Below are 20,352 nucleotides of genomic sequence, written 5' to 3' on the forward strand. Positions count from 1 at the left end.
GGCGGCTGCCGGTCAGCATATCTTCGCCGCCGCCGGCCGAGGGACGCGGCCGCCGGTGCGGCCCGGGTGGCCGGTGCGCAGGCCGGGGCGCGGGCGCGGAGGTCACGGCGCCGGCAGGTCAGGGCGCGGGCGGCGGCGGGGCCTTCTCGTGGCGGGCCCGGCTCGGCTGGACCCGTTTGGGCTCGCCGGGCATCTTCGGGTACTCCGGCGGATACGGCAGGTCGCCCAGACCGTGCTCGTGCTCGTCGCGGCGGGCCAGCTCCAGCAGCGGTTCGAGGGAGAAGGCGTGCTCGTCCATGTCGGCGTGCACGTCGCCCAGCTCGGCGAACCGGGCGGGCATGGTGGCGAGGTCGAAGTCCCGGGGTTCGGCGGTGCCGACCTCCTCCCAGCGCAGCGGCGCGGAGACCGGGGCGTGCGGGCGGGGCCGTACGGAGTAGGCGGAGGCGATGGTGCGGTCGCGTGCCGTCTGGTTGTAGTCGACGAAGATGCGGCGGCCCCGCTCCTCCTTCCACCACCTGATCGTCACCTGGTCCGGCATCCGCCGTTCCAGCTCGCGGCCCACGGCGATGGCGGCGCGCCGCACCTGGGTGAAGGTCCAGCGGGGCTCGATGGGCACGAAGACGTGCAGGCCCCGGCCGCCGGACGTCTTCGGCCAGCCGCGCAGGCCGCCGAACTCGTCGAGGACGGCGCGCAGCTCGTGGGCGGCGCGGACGGCGTCGGCGTAGTCGGTGCCGGGCTGCGGGTCGAGGTCGATGCGCAGTTCGTCGGGGTGGTCGACGTCCGTGCGGCGCACCGGCCAGGGGTGGAAGGTGAGGGTGCCGTACTGGGCGGCCCACACCACGGCGGCCTCCTCGGTGGGGCACATCTCGTCGGCGGTGCGGCCGCTGGGGAAGGTGATGTGGGCGGTGGGGATCCAGCCGGGCATGCCCTTGGGGGCGCGCTTCTGGTAGAACCACTCGCCGCCCACCCCGTCCGGATACCGCTCCAGGGTGGTGGGGCGGTCGCGCAGGGCGCGCAGGATGCCGGGGCCGACGGCGGCGTAGTAGCGGGCGAGGTCGAGCTTGGTGAAGCCGCGCTCGGCGAAGAAGACCTTGTCCGGGCTGGACAGCCGCACGGTACGGCCGCCCACGTCCAGTTCCACCGCATCAGCCATGCGGCCACGGTAGGCGTCCCCCGCACACCTCGCACACCGGGCGTCGCCGGCCCGGTACGCGCAGAATGCGAGGTATGGACCTGCCCGTGATGCCGCCCGTGAAGCCGATGCTCGCCAAGCCGGTGGCGAGGATCCCGCCGGGCATGCACTACGAGGCGAAGTGGGACGGCTTCCGCGCGATCGTGTTCCGCGACGGGGCGGACATCGAGTTGGGCAGTCGCACCGGCAAGCCGCTGACCAGGTATTTCCCGGAGCTGGTGGCGGCGCTGCGGGAGCGGGTGCCGCGGCGGTGCGTGCTGGACGGGGAGATCGTGATCGCGCGGGAGGGGCGGCTGGACTTCGACGCGCTGAGCGAGCGCATCCACCCCGCGGACTCCCGGGTGCGGACGCTGGCGGAGCGGACACCCGCCTCCTTCGTCGTCTTCGACCTGCTGGCCCTCGGCGAGGAGGCGCTGCTGGACGTGGAGCTGACCGGGCGCCGCGCGCTGCTGGGCGAGGCGCTCGCGGGGGTGACCGCGCCCGTCCACCTGGCGCCGGCGACGACCGACATCGAGGTGGCCCGGCAGTGGTTCGAGCGGTTCGAGGGCGCGGGTCTGGACGGGGTCGTCGCCAAGCCGCTCGACCTGCGCTACCGGCAGGACGAGCGCGTGATGTTCAAGATCAAGCACGAGCGGACGGCGGACGTCGTCGTGGCGGGCTACCGCCTGCACAAGAGCGGCCCCGTGGTGGGCTCGCTGCTGCTGGGCCTGTACGACGACCGGGGCACCCTCCAGCACGTCGGCGTGTCCGCGGCCTTTCCGATGAAGCGGCGGGCCGAACTCGTCGAGGAGCTGGAGCCGCTGCGCATGGACGACGTGCGCGGGCATCCCTGGGCGGCCTGGTCCGAGGAAGCCGCCCACGAGACGGCCCGGCTGCCGGGGGCGCCGAGCCGCTGGTCGGGCAAGAAGGACCTGTCGTGGGTGCCGGTGCGGCCGGAGCGGGTGGCCGAGGTGGCCTACGACCACATGGAGAACGGCGCCCGGTTCCGGCACACCGCCCGCTTCCGCCGCTGGCGGCCCGACCGCACCGCGGACAGCTGCACCTACGCCCAGCTGGAGGAGCCGGTCCGCTACGACCTGGCGGAGATCCTGGGCACGAAGGACTCCGCCGGCTGAGGGCCGGGCGGCGCGGTCACGGCCGCATGAGGACCTTGACGGCCCCGTCCTGCTTGCGCTGGAACATCTCGTACGCGTGCGGCGCCTCGGACAGCGGGAGCCGGTGGGTGGCGAAGTCGTCCACGCCGAGCGGGTCGTCGTTGGTCAGGTAGGGCATGATCTCACCGCTCCAGCGGCGGACGTTGGCCTGGCCCATCCGGATCTGCACCTGCTTGTCGAACAGGGTGAGCAGCGGCAGCGGGTCGGCCATGCCGCCGTAGACGCCGATGAGGGAGAGCGTGCCGCCCCGCCGCACCAGGTCGATGGAGGCGTAGAGGGCGGCCAGCCGGTCGACGCTGAAGCGCTCGGCGAGGGGTGCGCTCAGCTTGCGCGGCAGCATCGAGGACGCCTGCTGGGCGAGCCGGGCGGCGGCGCTGCCGTGGGCCTCGGTGCCGACGGCGTCGATCACGGCGTCGGGTCCCCGGCCGCCGGTCTCGTCGCGGACGGCGGCGACCAGCTCCTTCTCGCTGTCGTAGGCCCGCAGGTCGTAGGTCTGCACGCCCCGCCGCCGGGCCCGGGCCAGCCGCTCGGGCACCAGGTCGATGCCGATGACCTGCTCCGCGCCCCGCACCCGGGCGATCCGGCAGGCCATGTCGCCGATGGGGCCGAGCCCGAGGACGGCGACGGAGCCGCCGGCCGGGACCTCGGCGTAGGCGACCGACTGCCATGCGGTGGGCAGGACGTCGGAGAGGTAGACGAAGCGGTCGTCCGGCGGCCCCTCCGGCACCTTGATGGGCCCGTACTGCGCCTGCGGGACGCGCAGGTACTCGGCCTGGGCGCCGGGCACCGCGCCGTACAGGCGGGTGTAGCCGAACAGGGCGGCGCCCATGCCCTCGCCGGTGACCTGGGTGGTCTCGCACTGGGTCTGGAGCCCGGACGAGCACATGAAGCAGTGCCCGCAGGAGATCTGGAACGGCACCACGACCCGGTCGCCGGGCCGCAGGTCGTGCACCTCGGGCCCGACCTCCTCCACGATGCCCATGGGCTCGTGGCCGATGATGTCGCCCGGTGTCATGAACGGGGTGAGCACCTCGTACAGATGCAGGTCCGAGCCGCACAGGCCGGTGCTCGTGATCCGGATGACGGCGTCCGTGGGCTCCTCGATCCGTGGATCGGGCACCTCCTCCACGCGCACGTCCCGCTTGCCCTGCCAGGTGACTGCCTTCATGAGGTCGCGCTCCCTTGATCGCGTGCGCGCCGGCCGCCCTTCGCGCCGTCGGAATGCGCGACGCGCCCGGACACCGGCGCCTTCGGATTCGCGGTGGCCCCCGGGTACCCGTACGCCCCGGACCGAACCGGCCACCAGGCCCGGCGGGGATGGCCGGCGGTGGCCGCCGGGCGCACAATCGAAGGCACGGGCCGGACGGGCCGGACGCGGCAGGCGGGCCGGACGGCCGGGGGCGACGGGCGGACCGGGTGGCGGCAGTGGGCATACGGCACGGAGCGCGGACGCGGCACACGGCACCCGCCCGGCAGGGCACGTCCGACCGGTCCGGCACACCCACCCGGCGCGGTCGCCCGCGCCGCGGGGCGCGGGCGTCGGCGCCGCTGGCCGCCGCGATGGCGGCCGCCCTCATCGTCACCGCGGGCTGCACCGGCCACCGGTCCGCCGGCCACGCCCCCGCGCCGCACCGCAGCCCCACGGCGACGCGGGCCACCGGTCCGGTCCTGGCCGTGAAGATCGACAACGTGCCCGCGGCGCGTCCGCACACCGGTCTGGAGGCGGCGGACGTGGTGTACGCCGAGCAGGTCGAGGGCGGTCTGAGCCGGCTGATGGCGGTGTACGCCACGGCGCTGCCGAAGACCGTCGGCCCGGTGCGCAGCGCCCGCGAGTCGGACCTGGAGCTGCTGCGCCAGTTCCACCGGCCCACGCTGGCCTTCTCCGGCGCCCAGCACAAGCTGCTGCCACTGATCGGCGCCGCGCCGCTGCGCGCGGTACCGCCGGAGCGGGCACCCGGCGCCTACTACCGCGACACCTCCCGCGCCGCGCCGCACAACCTGTACCTGCGCCCGGCCGCGCTGATCCCCTCGGCCCCGGGCCGGGCCGCGCTGACCACCGGCTTCCGCCAGGGCCCCGCGCCCGCCGGCGGCACGCCCACCGCCGCGCGCACCGTGCGCTTCCCGGCGGCCCGCTTCACCTTCACCTGGTCCGCCCGCCCGCACCGCTGGCTCGTCGCGATGGACGGCACCCCCGCCACGACGGCCGGCGGTGCGCGGCTGTCGGCCGGGACGGTCGTCGTGCAGTACGTACGGATCCGCTCCTCGCGGTACCACGACGTGCTGGGCAACCACACCCCCTACACCGAGACGGTCGGCTCGGGCCGGGCGGACGTGCTGCGGGACGGACGGTCCTACCGGGCCACCTGGTCCCGCCCGGACGCCGGCGGCGGGACGGCGTTCACGGCGCCCGACGGCGGCCGGGTGACGTTCGCCGGCGGACCGGTCTGGGTGGTGCTGGCACCGGCCGGGTGAGCAGGGCGGTGAGCGCGCGGGCGCGGGATCAGCCCTGGGGGGCCGGCGGCTCGCCGGGGTGGCGCAGTTCCTCGGCCGCGTCGCAGACCCGGCGGATCAGGTCGAAGAACACCGCCTGCTCGGCGGTGGAGAGCGGGGCGAGGAACACCTGGTTCATCCGGGCGGTGCGCACGGCCAGCCTGCGGTGGGTGCGCAGGCCCTCGTCGGTCAGGCGCAGCAGGAAACGGCGGCCGTCCTGCGGGTCGCGCACCTTGTCCAGCAGGCCCCGGCGGCCGAGCCGGCTGATGACCTCGGCGATGGTGGAGCGGTCCAGCCCCACCCGCTCCCCCACGGTGCGCTGGTCGAGCCCCGGCTCGGCGACCAGGGCGTTGAGGACGGCGAACTGGGGCGAGGTGGTCTCCTCGGACACCATCGCGTTCCACAGCAGGTAGTGGGCCTGCTGCAGCCGCCGGGCCAGGTGCCCGGGATGGGTGGCGAGGTCCACTGCGGCCATGTCCGCTCTCCCTGATCGGTTCTGTACGCGTGCGCGATATTCGTTGGTGCACGGAAGGATAGCCGTCCGTCGGCCCGACCGTCCGCCGACACACACCGCAAAGCAGCACGGTATTGACGGTTGCGGCGACCGGTGGCAGCGTGTGGGCCACCTCGCTGAGATACTCAGTGCGCTGATTAATCTGGAAGAGATGGGGCTTCACGGATGGACAAGGTGGTCGCCACGCCCGGGGAGGCGGTGGCCGATGTCCCGGACGGCGCGTCCCTAGCGGTCGGCGGTTTCGGGCTGAGCGGTGTGCCGAACGTGCTGATCCAGGCGCTGTACGAGCGCGGGACGGCCGGCCTGTCGGTGGTGTCGAACAACTGCGGGGCGATGGAGTCCGGCCTCGCCGTGCTGCTGGCCGCGGGACGCATCGCCCGGGTCACCGGCTCCTACATCGGTGCCAACAAGGAGTTCGCCCGGCAGTACCTGGCCGGTGAGCTGGAGGTCGAGCTGATCCCCCAGGGCACCCTGGCCGAGCGGCTGCGCGCGGGCGGCGCCGGCATCCCCGCCTTCTACACCCCCGCCGGCGTGGGCACCCAGGTCGCCGACGGCGGACTGCCCTGGCGCTACGACGGCTCCGGCGGCATCGCGCTGGCCTCCCCGGCGAAGGAGGTCCGGGAGTTCGACGGCGTGGAGCACGTGCTGGAGCGCGGCATCCGCACCGACTTCGCCCTGATCCGCGCCGCCCGGGGCGACCGGCACGGCAACCTGGTGTTCAACAGATCGGCCCGCAACTTCAACCCGCTCGCGGCGATGGCGGGCCGGGTGACCGTCGCCGAGGTCGAGGAACTGGTCGAGCCCGGCGAGATCGACCCGGACGCGGTGCACGTACCCGGCGTCTTCGTCCAGCGGGTGGTGGCGCTGACCCCGGAGCAGGCGGCGGACAAGCGGATCGAGCAGCGGACGGTGCGCGGCTGATGGCCTGGACACGTGAGCAGATGGCCGCCCGCGCCGCCCGTGAACTGCGCGACGGCCAGTACGTCAACCTCGGCATCGGCCTGCCGACGCTGATCCCCAACCATCTGCCGCCGGGCGTGGAAGTGGTGCTGGAGTCGGAGAACGGCATCCTGGGCACCGGCCCCTACCCGGCCGAGGACGCCGTCGACCCCGATCTGATCAACGCCGGCAAGGAGACCGTCACCGTCCTGCCGGGCGCCTCCTTCTTCGACTCGGCGCTGTCCTTCGCGATGATCCGCGGCGGGCACATCGACGTCGCCGTGCTGGGCGCGATGCAGGTGTCGGCCCGCGGCGACCTGGCCAACTGGGCCGTCCCCGGCAAGCTGGTCACCGGGATCGGCGGCGCGATGGACCTGGTGCACGGCGCCCGCACGGTCATCGCCGTGACGACCCACACGGCGAAGGACGGCTCCGCCAAGATCCTCCCCGAGTGCACCCTGCCGCTGACCGGCAAGGCCTGTGTGAACCGGATCATCACCGACCTCGGCGTGCTCGACGTCACCGGCGACGGACTCCTCCTCGTCGAGACCGCGCCGGGCGTGAGCGTCGACGAGATCACCGCCAGGACCGACGCCGAACTGACTCCCGCAAAGCACCTGCTGTGAACCCGGTCAACGCCCTGAACGCCGTGTACGTCGTCGACGCGGTCCGCACGCCGATCAGCCGGAACAACGGCGCGCTGGCCGGCCAAGGCCTCGCCCTCGTCCTCGAACGCCAAGGAAGCACCAGGAACACCATGCCTCTCACCCAGCACGACATCGACCAGGAGATGGCGGCCGCGCGCGCCGCGTACCGGGAGCGGGTCGCCGGCGGCGCGCCGGTCGAGCACCACCCGCGCCGCGACTACGCCCCCTACCGCTCCTCGGTGCTGCGCCACCCGAAGCGGCCCCCGGTCACCATCGACACCGGCAAGGACCCTGAGCTGGTGGAGCTGCACTCCCCCGCCTTCGGCGAACGCGACGTCACCGAGATGGACAACGACCTCACCCGGCAGCACACCGGCGAGCCGATCGGCGAGCGCATCACCGTCTCCGGCCGCCTGCTGGACCGCGCCGGGCGCCCGGTCCGCGGGCAGCTCATCGAGATCTGGCAGGCGAACTCGGCCGGCCGCTACGCCCACCGGCGCGAACAGCACGACGCGCCGCTGGACCCGAACTTCACCGGCGTCGGCCGCACCCTGACCGACGCGGACGGCCGCTACCGGTTCACCACCATCCAGCCCGGCCCCTACCCCTGGCGCAACCACGTCAACGCCTGGCGGCCGGCGCACATCCACTTCTCGCTGTTCGGCTCGGCGTTCACCCAGCGCCTGGTGACGCAGATGTACTTCCCGAACGACCCGCTGTTCGCCTACGACCCGATCCTGCAGTCGGTGACGGACGACGCCGCCCGGCAGCGACTGGTGGCGACATACGACCACAGCCTGTCGGTGCCGGAGTTCTCGCTCGGCTATCACTGGGACATCGTGCTCGACGGGCCGACCGGCACCTGGATGGAAGAAGGACGCTGACCCGACATGACGAAGACAGACACCAGCGGCCCCGCCACCGTGCTGCCCACCCCGTCGCACACCGTCGGTCCCTTCTACGGCTACGCGCTGCCCTTCCCCGGCGGCGCCGACATCGCCCCCCTCGGCCACCCGGACACCGTCACCGTCCAGGGACACGTCCGCGACGGCGATGGCCGGCCGCTGCCGGACGCGTTCGTCGAGGTGTGGGGCGCGGACCCGCGGGGCCGGGTGGCCCGGACGGACGGCTCGATGCGCCGCGACCCGGCGAGCGGCGGCTTCCTCGGCCGCAACGGGGTGGAGTTCACCGGCTGGGGCCGCGTCCAGACCGACGCCGACGGCCACTGGTACGTACGGACGCTGCGGCCGGGCGCCCGCGGCACCTGCGCGCCGTACCTGAGCGTGTGCGTCTTCGCGCGCGGCCTGCTCACGCACCTGTTCACCCGGATCTACCTGCCGGGCGACGACAGCGCGCTCGCCGCCGACCCGCTGCTGGCCCGGCTGGCGCCGGACCGGCGCTCCACGCTGGTCGCGGCCGACGAGGGCGGCGGCACCTACCGCTTCGACATCCGCCTCCAGGGCGAGGACGAGACGGTCTTCCTGGAGTACCGGTGACCGGCGCACCCGCCGGGCGGGAGGCATGCCCGGCCGGTGACGGCGGCCTGCTCGCCCCCGGCCGGGCCGCCTCCCCGGCCGCGGCCGCCACCGGGGACGGCGCCTACCTGCGGGCGCTGCTGGAGGCCGAGGCCGCCCTCACCCGCGCCCAGGCCGCGCTGGGTCTCGCCCCGGCCGGCGCGGCCGCGGCGGTGACCCGGGCCACCGCCGACCCCGCCCGTTTCGACATCCGCTCCCTCGCCGAACGGGCCGCCGGCGGCGGGAACCCGGTGATCCCGCTGGTCGCCGACCTGGCCGAGGCGGTCGGCGCGGAGTACGGCCCCTACGTGCACCGGGGCGCCACCAGCCAGGACATCCTGGACACCGCCACGATGCTGGTCGCCGCCCGCACCCTGGACCTGGTCCTGCCCGCTCTCGCCCGCACCGCGCGTGCGCTGGCCCGGCTGGCCGCCGAGCACCGGGACACGCCGATGCCCGGGCGCACCCTGACCCAGCACGCGGTGCCGACGACGTTCGGGCTGAAGGCCGCCGGGTGGCGGTCGCTGGTGCTGGACGCACGGGACCGCGTCACCCGGGTCCGGGACTCGCTGCCCGCCCAACTGGGCGGCGCCGCCGGGACGCTGGCCGCGTTTCGCGCGTACGGCGCCGCCGACACCCTCGCGCTGCCCGCCGCGTACGCCCGCGAACTGGGCCTGGCCACGCCCCTGCTGCCCTGGCACGCGCTGCGGACGCCGGTCGCCGACCTGGCCGGGTGTCTGGCGTTCACCGCCGGTGCCCTGGGCAAGATCGCGGCCGATGTGCTGACGCTGTCCCGCACCGAGATCGGCGAGGTCGCCGAGGGCGGCGGCGGCGGGTCGTCGGCCATGCCGCACAAGGCGAACCCGGTGCGCGCCACGCTGCTGGCGGCCGCGGCCCGCCGGGCACCGCAGCTCGCGGCCACCCTGTACGGCTGCCTCGCGGCGGAGGACGAGCGGCCGGCCGGGGCCTGGCACGCCGAGTGGGAGCCGCTGCGCGATCTGCTGCGGCTGACCGGCGGCGCCGCCGAGGACGCCGCCGAACTGGCCGAGGGCCTCCAGGTGCGGCCCGAGGCGATGCGCCGCGATCTCGGCGTCACCCGCGGGCTGATCGTCTCCGAGCGGCTGTCCGCCGACCTGGCCCCGCTGCTCGGCCGCGCCCGCGCCCGGGAACTGCTCACCCGCCTCGCCCGCCGCGCCCACGCCGAGGACCGCACCCTGCGCGACCTGCTGGCCGAGCAGCCGGAGGTGCGGGACCTCGACCTGGACGAGGCGACCGACCCCGCCCGCTACACCGGCTGCGCCGGTGACCTCACCGACCGTGCGCTGGAGCGACCGTGACCCCTGCTCTCCTCAACCACCTCGCCGAAGGCCCCGCCTGCGCTCCCCCGCTGCTGCTCGGGCCGTCGCTGGGCACGTCGTACGCCCTGTGGGACGCGGTCGCGCCCGACCTGTCGGCCACCCACCGGGTGGTCCGCTGGGACCTGCCCGGACACGGCGGTTCGGCGGCGGACCTGATCGCGGCGGGCGCGAGCGTCGCCGACCTCGCGGCGCTCGTGCTCACCCTCGCCGACGCGCTCGGCATCGACCGGTTCGCCTACGCGGGAGTGTCCCTCGGCGGCGCGGTGGGCCTGCATCTCGCCGTGCACCACCCCGAGCGGCTCACCTCCCTGGCCCTGCTGTGCTCCTCGGCCCACTTCAACGGCGAGAAGCCGTGGCGGGAGCGGGCCGCACAGGTGCGCGCGGAGGGGCTGGAGCGGCTGGCGGACGGCGCCGCCGCCCGCTGGTTCGCGGACGGCTTCACCGTCGCTCGGCTGATCCGGGACCACCGGGAGGCCGACCCGGCCGCCTACGCCGCCTGCTGCGACGCGCTGGCCGCCTTCGACCTGACGGACCGGCTCGCCGCCGTCGCCGTACCGACGCTGCTGGTCGCGGGGAAGCAGGATCCGGCGACCCCGCCCGCCCATTCCCGGCAGATCGCCGACGCGGTGCCCGGCGCCACCCTCGTGGAGCTGCCGGGGGCCTCGCACCTGGCGCCCGCGCAGCGCCCCCGGGAGGTGCTGGCCGCGCTGCGCGCCCACCTCGACGGGACGCCGGGGCCGGGCATGGCGGTGCGCCGGGAGGTGCTCGGGGACGCGCACGTGGACCGGGCGCAGACCCGGCAGACGCCGTTCACCGCCCGCTTCCAGGACTTCGTCGCGCGCTACGCCTGGGGTGAGATCTGGACCGATCCGACGCTGTCGCGGCGCGAGCGCAGCATGATCACGCTGACGGCGCTGGTCGCGCACGGCCACTCCGAGGAACTGGCGATGCACGTCCGCGCGGCCCGGCGCAACGGGCTGACCCCGGAGGAGATCGGCGCGGTGCTGGTGCAGACGGCAGTGTACTGCGGGGTCCCGGCGGCCAACTCGGCGTTCGCCACGGCCCAGCGGGTGCTCGCCGAGGACGACGCGTAGGGCTCCTCGCGCGGCGGAACCGGGGACGCCCGGCCCCGGCCGGGACCCACCGGGGTGTCAGCGCAGGCCGCGCCCTGTCTCCAGTACCTCCCGCGCCTGCGCCACCAGCCCGTCGGCGCCGCAGGAGCGGGCCAGCGCCATACCGCGGTTGATCTCGGCGACCGAGCGGGCGGCGACGCCGTACTCGACCCGGGCCGCCGCGTGTTCGTACTGGCAGGGCGAGGCCTCCAGGTAGGCCACCGCCTGGGCGGCCAGCCGGACCGCGCGCTGGCCGGTCTCCAGCGCGGCGGCGCAGCGCAGGGCCTCGCCGATGGCGGTGTCCGTGCCGAAGCGCTCGGCCTGGCGGCGGGCGTCGCCGGCGAGCCGGGCGGCGCGCGAGGGGTCCTCGACGGCGAGGGCCCTGGCCAGGTCGACGGCCCAGGGGGCGAGGACCGGGTTGTGGCCGCCGCGGGCGGCGGCCGTCTTCTCCGCGGCCTCCAGCTCGGCCAGGCCCTCCGCCGTGCGGCCGGCGGCGAGCAGCAGCCGGCCGCGTACGGAGCGGATGTCGGGCAGCACGATCGTGGAGGGGTAGGGCGGCGCGAAGCCGTACTGCCCGGCGATCGACCAGGCCTCGTCGACGTGACCGCGGGCCAGCAGGGTGTCGACCAGGCCGCACGTCGCCGACCAGTACAGCGGCAGGCCGCGGCCGACCCGTTCGGCCAGCCGCAGCGACTCACGCAGACTGGTCTCGGCGTCCCGGAGGCGGCCCTGCCTGCGGTAGGCGAGGCCGAGGAAGGCGTAGGCCAGGGCGAGGTGGCCGCCGCTCCAGCCGGCGCTGGTGTAGGAGCGCAGCGCCTCGGCGAAGAGGCTCTCGGCGCGGTCCAGCCGGTCGGCGTAGGCGTACGCGCTGCCCAGCATCATCAGCAGCTCTATGCCCCACTCGGTGTCGGTCCAGCCCAGACCGGGTGCCAGGCGGCCGTTGACGAGGGCGCGGTCGCACAGTTCGAGGACCTCCTCCGCGTTCTCGCCGTGGGTCATGGCGTCGAAGCCGCGCAGGATCAGCAGGGCCCGCTCGGAGTTGTCGCGGCCGGTGCAGGTGCGGGCGAGGTCGGCGAGGCGGGCGGAGCGGCCCGGGAAGGCGGTCTCGCCGTGGATGCCCTCCCACATGAACTGCACGGCCTGCAACCGCATCCGGGCCGGGCCCGGTTCGTGCCGGCCGGCCTCGGCCTCGACGGCGCGGACGGCCTCCTCCAGCTGGTCGTTGTGCAGGAGGGCCTGGGAGAGGCGGACCACGGCGTCGACGCGTTCGCCGCCGTCCAGGCCGGGCACGGCGAGGGCGCACTGGAGGTGGTCTATGGTCACGGCCGGCGCGGTCAGCAGGGTGGCGCAGCCCAGTTCGTACAGGACGCGGGCGTGGACGTCGGGCCGGGGCGGCTCCCGCAGGGCCCGTTCCAGGCAGCGGCGGGCGGCGTCGGGCGCGCCGACGGCGAGGTGTTCGCGGGCCGCCTCGCGCAGCTGCTCCACGAGTTCGTCGTCCTCGTCCGGGTGCACCTTCAGCAGGTGCCGGGCGGCCTCGGCGGCGCCGCGTCCGGACTCGGTGACGATCTGGGCGGCGATGCCGTGCATCGCGGTGCACATGGCGGGCGGGATGGAGTTGTAGACGGCGGTGGCGATGAGCGGGTGGACGAACTCCAGCTCGTCCCCGTCCGGGCCGCCCCGGCCGGGTTCGGGCACCGTCAGGATGCGGGCGCCGACCAGGCGTTCGGCGCAGCGCTCGGCGTCGTCCATGCTCATCGTGGCGAGCTGGGCGACCAGGTCGACCGAGATGCCGGTGCCGAGGATGGCGGCCGCCCAGGCGAAGCGGGTGGCGTCGATGCCGAGGCCCTTGAGGCGGGTGACGAGTCCGCCGCCGCGCGCGGAGCGGTTCAGGGCGCGCAGTTCGCCGGCGTGCGCCTCGACCGGGTGGAGTTCGCTGTCCTGGACCTTGGCGAGGAGTTCGACGGTCTCGTAGGGGTTGCCGCCGGTGACGGCCCAGACCTCCCGGCAGAACGCGGCGTCGGCGTGCGGGCCGAGGGTGGCGTGGGTGAGGCCTGCGGTGGCGTCCGGGGTGAGGGCGCTGAGGGTGCTGACCGGGCTGCCCGCGGCGGCGGCGACGGCGTCCAGGTGGCGGGCGCTCTCGCCGCCGGGGTCGGTGGGGCGGCGGGCGACCACGACCAGGACGGAGAGGTCGTCGAGGCGTTCGGCGAAGGCGGCCAGCCAGCGCAGGGTCTCCTGGTCGGCCCAGTGGGCGTCGTCGATCAGCAGGACCAGCGGCCATTCCCGCTCGGCCAGCCGGCGTACGGCGGCGACCAGTCCGTCGCACACGCCCTGCGGGTCGGCCTGCCGGTCGCCGGGGTCCGCTATGCCGAGGGCGGGTCCGGCGATCTCGAACCAGTCGCCGAGGTACTCGCGGGCCTCCTGCGGCAGCAGCGACACCAGCGCGGGCTGGAGCAGCTGGCGTACGACGTTGAAGGGGACGGACCGCAGGGTCTCGCCGCCGCGGGTGGACCAGACGGTGCAGCCGCGGCGTTCGGCGATGCGGCGGGTCTCGGCCAGCAGGGCGGTCTTGCCGAGGCCCGCCTCGCCGCGCAGGACGAGCAGGCTCCCCGAGGAGGAACGGTCGGCGCACAGGACGTCGAGCGCCTGGGTGACGGCGGCGATCTCCGCCTCCCGCTCCCACAGGCCGGCCGGGGCGGCCGCCGGGGGCCGTGCCTCCGTCATCCCGTTGCCTCCCCAGGTCGCCCGAATGACGTACAGACCACGAGCGTAGCCGTCCGGTTGGCTGTGTGGAGCCGGGTCGGGGCAGCTGTTGCCCCGACGGGTGAACGAGGGTGCGAGCGGTCGACGCCGGTGGGGCGCGACCCGCACGGCGCGAGGGAACGGACGGTCGGCGGGCCATGGCATGGAACTGACGAGGAGCGATCCCGCGGCGGCGGTGCGCGCGGGGTCGGTACGGGCCCTGGCGGCGGGCTCGGCGGGCAACTTCGTGGAGTGGTACGAGTTCGGGGTGTACGGCTGCGCGGCCACGCTCGTCGCGCAGCGGTTCTTCACCCCGCAGGGCGACGGCGAGGCGGAGGCGCTGGTGCGCGCCTACGCCTCCTTCGCGCTGGCGTTCTTCTTCCGGCCGGTGGGCGCGGCCGTGTTCGGGCGGCTGGCCGACCGGGTCGGCAGGCGGCCGGTGCTGATCCTGGTGATCACGCTGATGACGGCCGCGACCGCGCTGATCGGCGCGCTGCCCACCTACGCCACCGCGGGCCCCCTCGCCCCCTGGCTGCTGACCTCGCTGCGCATCGTCCAGGGGCTGTCGGCGGGCGGGGAGTTCGGGGGCGCGGTGGCGGTGCTGACGGAGTTCGCGCCGCCGGGCCGGCGGGGGCTGTACGGGGCGTGGCAGTCGTTCACCGTGGCGCTCGGCCTGCTGGGCGGTGCGGGCGTGACGGCGGGGCTCGCCGCGGTGCTGACGCCCGGCCAGCTGGCGTCCTGGGGGTGGCGGGTGCCGTTCCTGCTGGCGCTGCCGCTGGGCGCCGGGGCGCTGTGGGTGCGGGTGGGGCTGGCGGAGACACCGCCGTTCCGGGAGCGGGCGGCGCGGGAGGCGGGGGCCGGTGGCCCGGGGCGACGGGTCCGCCTGCCCGTGCGGGACGTGGCGCTGGGGGCCGCGCGGGTCATGGGGTGGGCGGCGGCCGGGTACACCTTCCTGGTCGTCCTGCCGTCGTACCTGCGCACCTCGCTCCACGCGGACCTGCGGCAGGCGCTGCTCGTCGCGGTGCCGGCGAACCTGGGTTTCGCGGCCGCGATCCTCCCAGCGGGGCTGCTCAGCGACCGGACCGGGCGGCGGCCGGTGATGCTGACGGGCGCGCTGCTGGTGGTGGCGCTGGCGGTGCCGCTGCTGAACCTGCTCCAGGACCCGGGGGCGCCGGGCGCGGTGAAGGCCGCGGCCGTGGCCGGGGCGGGTGCGGTGGTGGGGCTGATGGCCGGGCCCGGACCCGCCCTGCTGGCCGAGATGTTCCCGACCGGGGCGCGCTGCACGGGCCTCGGGCTCGCCTACGCGCTGTCCAACGCGGTGTTCTCGGGCTGTGCGGGGCTCGTCGTCACCGAGACCGTCCGGCGCACGGGGAACCTGGACGTGCCCGCGTACTACGCGGCCGCGGCCTGCGCGGTCAGTGCGGCGGCCCTGCTGCGGTCGCCGAAGTCGGTTTCGGGAGAGGCGGGTTGAGGGATGCTGGTGATCGGGCTGATGTCCGGCACGTCGTACGACGCGGTCGACGCGGCGGCGGCCGGGCTGCGGCTGGACGGGGACACGCTGGTGCTGCGGCCGCTGGGGATGGTGAGCGTGCCGTACCCGGACGAGGTGCGCGAGGCGCTGGCCGCGGCCCTGCCCCCGGCGTCCGTGCCGCTCGCCGAGGTGTGCCGGCTGGACACCTGGATCGGGCAGGCGTTCGCCGCGGCGGCCGTCCGCGCCGACGCCGAACTGTGCGGCGGGCGGGGCGAGCTGGTGGCCTCGCACGGGCAGACGGTCTACCACTGGACCGACGGCGGCCGGGTGCACGGCACCCTCCAGCTCGGGCAGCCCGCCTGGATCGCGGAGGCGACCGGGCTGCCGGTCGTCGCCGACTTCCGGGCCCGGGACGTCGCCGCCGGCGGGCAGGGCGCGCCGCTGGTCGCGCTGGTGGACCGGCTGTGGCTGCGCGGCCGGCCGGGCACGCCGGTGGCGCTGAACATCGGCGGGATCGCCAACCTCACCGCGCCCGACGGCACCGCCTTCGACACCGGGCCGGGGTGCGCGCTGCTCGACGCGGCCGCCCGGGAGGCCAGCGGTGGACGGCTCGCCTGCGACCTGGACGGGGCGCTCGCGGCGCGCGGCCGGGTGGACGGGCCGCTGCTCGAACGGCTGCTGGCGGAGCCGTACTACGCGCTGGCGCCGCCCAAGACGACGGGCAAGGAGCTGTTCCACGCCGGTCATCTGCGGGCGGCCGGGACCGGAGGGCTGCCGGCCGAGGACGTGCTGGCGACGCTCACCGCGCTGACGGCCCGTACGGTGGCGGACGCGGTGCTGGCCGCCGGCGCCACGGAGGTCGTCGCCTCGGGCGGCGGCACGCGCAATCCGACGCTGATGGCCCGGCTGCGCGAGCGGCTCCCGGGCGTCGCGGTGCGCGCCTCCGACGCGCTGGGTCTGCCCGCCGCGGCCAAGGAGGCGTACGCCTTCGCCGTCCTGGGGTTCCTCACCGCGCACGGGCTGGCGGGCACCGCCCCGGCCGGCACCGGAGCCCGGCACCCGAGCATCCTGGGGTCGCTGACGCCGGGCCGGACCGGACTGCGCCTGCCGCCGCCCCAACGGGTCGCTCCGGTACGGCTGGTGGTGGAGTGAGGCGCCGCGAGGGCGGGCCGGGGGGGACGGCCGGCGCCCCTCTCATCCCGCTTTCACGGATGCCTCATACGGTGGGGGCATGACGCAGGTGACTCCCCCCGGGTGGTATCCCGACCCCGGGCAGACGAATGACGGTCCCCCGACCGAGCGCTGGTGGGACGGCAAGGCATGGACGGAGCAGACCCGCCCCGCCGGGACGGCGGCCGCGTGGGGTCCCCCGGCGCAGCAGCCGGGCGCCGGCGCGTATCCGGCGTACCCGGCGTATCCCGGGCAACCGCCGGCCGGCGGGCGGCACGGTCTGCGCACCGGCATAGCCGTCGCGGTGGCGGTCGCGGTGCTCGCGAGCATCGGGGTCGGCGTGTACGCGCTGGCCAAGGACGACGACGGCGGAAGCGGCGGCGGCCGGGCCGGCTCCCAGCAGACGCCGGGCGGCCCCGGTGGGCCGGACGGCGGCCGGGGCGGCCCGGACGGCGGCTCCGGGGGCAACCCGGGCGGCGGGTCCGGTGATCCGGGCGCGTCCCCGTCGCCGGACCGGTCCGGGGCGCCCGAGATCCAGGGCGGCGGGACGGTCCCCGACCAGGTGAACGGGATCAGCCTGCCCGTGCCGGACGACTGGACCGGCCAGGCGATCGGCTACGGCGCGCAGGTGACCTCGGGCCACTCCTACAAGTGCCCCGGGGACACCTCCAAGACCTGCACCGCGGGCGGCGCCTACTCGGCACCCGCCCGGCTGCTGGGCAGTGCGGGCGAGACGGCGGAGGAGGTGGCCAAGGCGGACATCGCGGCCAACGCCAAGGAGTCCTACGGCGGCACCACCTACGGCGGCATCACCTCGCACCGGGTACTGGCGTCCAGGGCGGTGACGGTGGCGGGGCAGAAGGGCTACCTGGTCCGCTGGAAGGCGGTCACCAGCAAGGGCGCCGACGGGTACGTGGAGTCCCTGGCGTTCCCCTCGCCCGGCGACGCGGCGCACCTGGTCGTGGTCCGCTTCGGCGTGGACGCCGGGCAGAAGGTGTCCGTCATCGACGAGATCACCTCGGGCATCGAGGTCTCGTCCGGCGGCGACGGGACGAAGGTCTGAGGGCGGAAGGACCCCGCCGGGCGACCCACGGCCCGCGGGTCCGGTGACCGGGCACTGCTCCCACCCGTCCCCGGCAGTGGTCCGGCCGGGTGGGGCGCCCCTCCGCTCAAGGGGAGCCCCATCCGGCCGGGGGTGCGCCGCCCCCGTCCCCACGGTGCGGCGCGGCCGGGCCACCGTCCAGTCATCCCGTGGACGGCGGCCCGAGTCTCAGGTCAGCCCGAGTGCGGGCAGCACGGCGGCCTCCACGAAGCCGACGAGGTAGTCGGCGTCGGCGTACTGCCCGGTCAGCACCGGGCGGACGCGCAGCACGCCGAAGATCATGGCGGGTACGTGCTCCAGGGCCGGGTGACCCTCGGGCACCTCGCCCCGCGCCACGCCCCGGGCGAGGATCTCCCGCAGGGCGGCGATCTCCGGGTCGACGAGCGCCTCGCGCAGCGCCCGGGCCAGTTCCTGGTCCGAGGTGACAGCGGGCCCGAGTGCCTGGAACAGCCGGGTGTCCTTGCCCGACCAGTCCCCCGCGGCCCGGGCCGCCTGGCGCAGGTCCTCGGCGAGCGTGCCGGTGTCGATGCCGGCGAACCGCACCCGGCGCTTGGCGCGCAGTGCGGCGGCGACGAACTGGGGCTTGGTCCTCCACTGCCGGTAGAGCGTGGACTTGCTGCACCGGGTGCTGGCGGCCACGCCCTCCATGGTGACGGAGTCGTAGCCGCACTCGCGGATCTGCTCCAGCACGGCGTCGAAGAACTCCCGCTCACGCTCCGGCGTGATCTTGGAGCGGCGCGAGGCGGCGACCGTCTCCGGTCCGTCCGCGGCCTGCGACGTCATGCGTCCTCTCCTCACGTCAACGACCCGCCCCGGGACGGCTCCCGCGGCTTCTCCAGCGGGGCTCTAGGACGGTTGCGAAAACCTGTATCCAGTGTGGCGCACGTCTATCGATACGTGAGTGTACCGGTACCGAGCCGTATCGGTACACTGGCGTATCGGTACACTGTCGTATCGGTACGCAGACGTATCGATGACTTCGGACCTCCGTCCGGGTCTCACACCGCACCACCACCCGCACGACCGTCAGCGAAGGGGCCGGGGGATGAATGCCCGAACCGAACCGGCAGCACCGGCGGCGCCGGTGACACCGGCAGCAGGGCAGGGCGGGCCGGACGCCGCGGCCCGGCCGCCGCTCCTGCGTGAGCTGCTGCTCGTGGCGGGGCTGTTCCTCGTCTACAAGCTCGGCCGGCAGCTGGCCACCGGCCACACCGGCGAGGCCTTCCGCAACGCCCACCGCGTGTGGGACCTGGAACGCGCCCTGCGCCTGCCCGACGAGACGGACGTGCAGTCCGCGCTGCTGCACGGCCACACCCTCGTGGAGCTGGCCAACACCTACTACGCGACCGTCCACTTCCCGGCCACCGTGGCGTTCCTGGTCTGGCTGTACCTGCGGCGGCCCGCGCACTACGTCTGGGCCCGCCGGGTCCTCGCCGTGGTCACCGCGGCCGCGCTGGCGCTGCCGTTCACGTTCCCGCTCGCCCCGCCGCGCATGCTGGCCGCGACGGGCCTCGTGGACACCGCCCGGCTGTACGGCCCCTCGGTGTACGGGCCGCCGTCCTCCGACCACCTCTCCAACCAGTTCGCGGCGATGCCGTCGCTGCACTTCGGCTGGGCCCTGATGGTGGCCGTCGGGCTGATCGTGGCCACCCGCTCGCGCTGGCGCCTGCTGTGGCTGCTGCATCCGCTGATCACGCTGGCGGTGATCGTGGGCACCGCCAACCACTACTGGCTGGACTCGCTCGTCGCCACGGCCCTGCTCGGCAGCGCCCTGGCGATGATCCACCCACCGCACCACACGGCCGGACCGGCCGCCCGGCGCACCCTGGCCCTCGTGCCCGGCGAGCCCGTACCGGCGGGAGCGGGCCGATGAGCGCCACCCTGATCGCCGTCGCCCTGTCCCTGGTCTCGGCCGTCGCCTACGCGGCCGCCGCCGTGGCCCAGGAACGCCTCGCCTCCCGCGGCTCCGGCGCGGGCCTGCCGCGGCTGCTGCGGGCCGGTGCCTGGTGGTCGGCCGTCGGCCTCAACGCCTCGGCCGCGGTCCTGCACGTGGTGGCCCTCAAGTACGGCCCGCTCACCGTCGTCCAGCCGCTGGGCGCCCTCACGCTGGTGGCGGCCGTGCCCATGGGGGCGCGGGCGGCGGGGCGGCCGGTCAGCACGGCCGAGTGGCGGGGGACGGCGCTGACCCTGCTCGGGCTCGGCGCCCTGCTGGTCACCGCGTCGGGTACGGCGCCGCTGCGGGCGCTCGGCCTGGCCGAGGCCCTCGTCGTCGCCGGTACGACGGCCGCGCTGATCGGCCTGCTGTCCCGGCCCGGTGCGCGGCCCGGGCTGCGGCACGCGACCGCGTCCGGTCTCGCCTCGGGCGTCGCCTCCGCGCTCACCCAGACCGTGACCGTCGCCGCGACGGACCGCGGCGGCCCGGCGCTGAGCGTCGAGGTGGTCGTGGTGGCGCTGCTGGTCGCGGCGTTCGCCGTCGGCGGGCTGCTGCTGTCGCAGACCGCCTACCGCGGCGGCCTGGGCGCCCCGCTGGCGGTGGTCACCCTGACCAACCCGGTGGCCGCCGCGGTCATCGGCCTCACCCTGCTCGGCCAAGGCCTGCGCGACGGCGTGGCGGGCGTGCTGCTGGCGCTGGCGGGGGCGGCGCTGGCCGCCTGGGGCGTCGTCCTGCTGACCCGGGTGCCGCCGGCGCCCGCACCGCGGCCCCACCCCGCCGCCGAGGAGCATCCGGCCGACGACGAGCATCCCGTCGCCGCCGTGCTGGCCCTGGAGGCGCGCGCGGCCGCGGCCCAGCAGGCACTGGTCCCCCGGCAGCCGGAGCCCGGCCACCTCACGGCGCTCTAGGGTCTGCGGCAGGAGAAACGGCGGCGGGAGGTGGTTGGGGGAAAAACGCCCCCCCCCGCCCCCCCACCTTCCCCCCCCCGCAAAATGGACCACCCCCTCACCGCCTTCT

The 20,352-nt window shown here is 75.6% G+C and carries 18 protein-coding genes; 13 read left to right on the top strand and 5 right to left on the bottom strand.

The window, feature by feature from the left end; all coding sequences use genetic code 11:
• Window positions 1–118: 118 nt before the first annotated feature.
• Complete coding sequence (ligD, locus tag ACZ6CZ_RS22505; protein WP_469023902.1) at window positions 119–1,153, bottom strand: non-homologous end-joining DNA ligase; 1,035 nt, start codon at window positions 1,151–1,153, stop codon at window positions 119–121.
• A 74-nt stretch (window positions 1,154–1,227) separates the two neighbouring features.
• Here ligD and ACZ6CZ_RS22510 point away from each other — a divergent pair, with 74 nt between their 5' ends.
• A complete protein-coding gene (locus ACZ6CZ_RS22510; protein WP_469023903.1) occupies window positions 1,228–2,307 on the top strand; it encodes an ATP-dependent DNA ligase in 1,080 nt (359 codons plus the stop codon).
• A gap of 16 nt (window positions 2,308–2,323) precedes the next feature.
• On the opposite strand, the gene ACZ6CZ_RS22515 is transcribed toward ACZ6CZ_RS22510, so the two are convergent.
• Entirely contained in the window at window positions 2,324–3,514 is a 1,191-nt protein-coding gene (locus ACZ6CZ_RS22515; RefSeq protein WP_469023906.1) for a zinc-dependent alcohol dehydrogenase, read from the bottom strand.
• Between the two features lie 392 nt (window positions 3,515–3,906).
• On the opposite strand from ACZ6CZ_RS22515, the gene ACZ6CZ_RS22520 reads away from it, so the two are divergent.
• The gene (locus tag ACZ6CZ_RS22520) at window positions 3,907–4,818 is read left to right on the top strand and encodes a DUF3048 domain-containing protein (protein ID WP_469024027.1); all 912 of its coding nucleotides are present in this window, start codon (window positions 3,907–3,909) and stop codon (window positions 4,816–4,818) included.
• A 28-nt stretch (window positions 4,819–4,846) separates the two neighbouring features.
• Here ACZ6CZ_RS22520 and ACZ6CZ_RS22525 read toward each other — a convergent pair whose 3' ends face one another.
• A complete protein-coding gene (locus ACZ6CZ_RS22525) occupies window positions 4,847–5,311 on the bottom strand; it encodes a MarR family winged helix-turn-helix transcriptional regulator (RefSeq protein WP_469023908.1) in 465 nt (154 codons plus the stop codon).
• 204 nt (window positions 5,312–5,515) lie between these two features.
• On the opposite strand from ACZ6CZ_RS22525, the gene ACZ6CZ_RS22530 reads away from it, so the two are divergent.
• The 6 genes from ACZ6CZ_RS22530 (at window position 5,516) to pcaDC (ending at window position 10,902) form a co-directional block, all read left to right on the top strand.
• Window positions 5,516–6,271, top strand: a complete 756-nt coding sequence (locus ACZ6CZ_RS22530; RefSeq protein WP_469023911.1) for a CoA transferase subunit A — start codon at window positions 5,516–5,518, stop codon at window positions 6,269–6,271.
• Window positions 6,271–6,915, top strand: coding sequence for a CoA transferase subunit B (locus ACZ6CZ_RS22535; RefSeq protein ID WP_469023914.1), 645 nt, complete (start codon window positions 6,271–6,273; stop codon window positions 6,913–6,915). The genes ACZ6CZ_RS22530 and ACZ6CZ_RS22535 overlap by 1 nt, the downstream gene beginning before the upstream one ends.
• Before the next feature lie 131 nt (window positions 6,916–7,046).
• Window positions 7,047–7,820, top strand: coding sequence for a protocatechuate 3,4-dioxygenase subunit beta (gene pcaH, locus ACZ6CZ_RS22540; protein WP_469024030.1), 774 nt, complete (start codon window positions 7,047–7,049; stop codon window positions 7,818–7,820).
• Window positions 7,821–7,826: 6 nt separating this feature from the next.
• On the top strand, window positions 7,827–8,432 hold the full coding sequence (gene pcaG / locus ACZ6CZ_RS22545; protein ID WP_469023917.1) for a protocatechuate 3,4-dioxygenase subunit alpha: 606 nt from the start codon (window positions 7,827–7,829) through the stop codon (window positions 8,430–8,432).
• Window positions 8,429–9,787, top strand: a complete 1,359-nt coding sequence (pcaB, locus tag ACZ6CZ_RS22550) for a 3-carboxy-cis,cis-muconate cycloisomerase (protein WP_469023920.1) — start codon at window positions 8,429–8,431, stop codon at window positions 9,785–9,787. The genes pcaG and pcaB overlap by 4 nt, the downstream gene beginning before the upstream one ends.
• Window positions 9,784–10,902 (top strand): bifunctional 3-oxoadipate enol-lactonase/4-carboxymuconolactone decarboxylase PcaDC, encoded by a 1,119-nt coding sequence (pcaDC, locus tag ACZ6CZ_RS22555; protein ID WP_469023923.1) that lies wholly within the window; start codon window positions 9,784–9,786, stop codon window positions 10,900–10,902. Before pcaB ends, pcaDC begins: the two co-directional genes overlap by 4 nt.
• A 57-nt stretch (window positions 10,903–10,959) precedes the next feature.
• Here pcaDC and ACZ6CZ_RS22560 read toward each other — a convergent pair whose 3' ends face one another.
• Window positions 10,960–13,641 carry an ATP-binding protein gene (locus tag ACZ6CZ_RS22560; protein ID WP_469023926.1) on the bottom strand — a complete coding sequence of 894 codons (2,682 nt, stop codon included), beginning with the start codon at window positions 13,639–13,641 and terminating at the stop codon, window positions 10,960–10,962.
• Window positions 13,642–13,822: 181 nt separating this feature from the next.
• Here ACZ6CZ_RS22560 and ACZ6CZ_RS22565 point away from each other — a divergent pair, with 181 nt between their 5' ends.
• The 3 genes from ACZ6CZ_RS22565 to ACZ6CZ_RS22575 all read left to right on the top strand — a co-directional run bounded on the left by ACZ6CZ_RS22565 (window position 13,823) and on the right by ACZ6CZ_RS22575 (window position 17,363).
• Window positions 13,823–15,130, top strand: coding sequence for an MFS transporter (locus tag ACZ6CZ_RS22565; RefSeq protein WP_469023928.1), 1,308 nt, complete (start codon window positions 13,823–13,825; stop codon window positions 15,128–15,130).
• Between the two features lie 3 nt (window positions 15,131–15,133).
• Window positions 15,134–16,282: an anhydro-N-acetylmuramic acid kinase gene (locus ACZ6CZ_RS22570; protein WP_469023931.1), complete on the top strand. Its 1,149-nt coding sequence runs from the start codon at window positions 15,134–15,136 to the stop codon at window positions 16,280–16,282.
• Window positions 16,283–16,361: 79 nt separating this feature from the next.
• Window positions 16,362–17,363: a DUF2510 domain-containing protein gene (locus tag ACZ6CZ_RS22575; protein WP_469023933.1), complete on the top strand. Its 1,002-nt coding sequence runs from the start codon at window positions 16,362–16,364 to the stop codon at window positions 17,361–17,363.
• Window positions 17,364–17,570: 207 nt separating this feature from the next.
• On the opposite strand, the gene ACZ6CZ_RS22580 is transcribed toward ACZ6CZ_RS22575, so the two are convergent.
• Window positions 17,571–18,185, bottom strand: coding sequence for a TetR/AcrR family transcriptional regulator (locus tag ACZ6CZ_RS22580; protein WP_469023935.1), 615 nt, complete (start codon window positions 18,183–18,185; stop codon window positions 17,571–17,573).
• Between the two features lie 262 nt (window positions 18,186–18,447).
• On the opposite strand from ACZ6CZ_RS22580, the gene ACZ6CZ_RS22585 reads away from it, so the two are divergent.
• Entirely contained in the window at window positions 18,448–19,275 is an 828-nt protein-coding gene (locus tag ACZ6CZ_RS22585; protein WP_469023937.1) for a phosphatase PAP2 family protein, read from the top strand.
• A complete protein-coding gene (locus ACZ6CZ_RS22590; RefSeq protein ID WP_469023939.1) occupies window positions 19,272–20,243 on the top strand; it encodes a DMT family protein in 972 nt (323 codons plus the stop codon). Before ACZ6CZ_RS22585 ends, ACZ6CZ_RS22590 begins: the two co-directional genes overlap by 4 nt.
• Window positions 20,244–20,352: the final 109 nt, after the last annotated feature.

Source organism: Streptomyces sp. NPDC041135 (genome assembly GCF_055592085.1).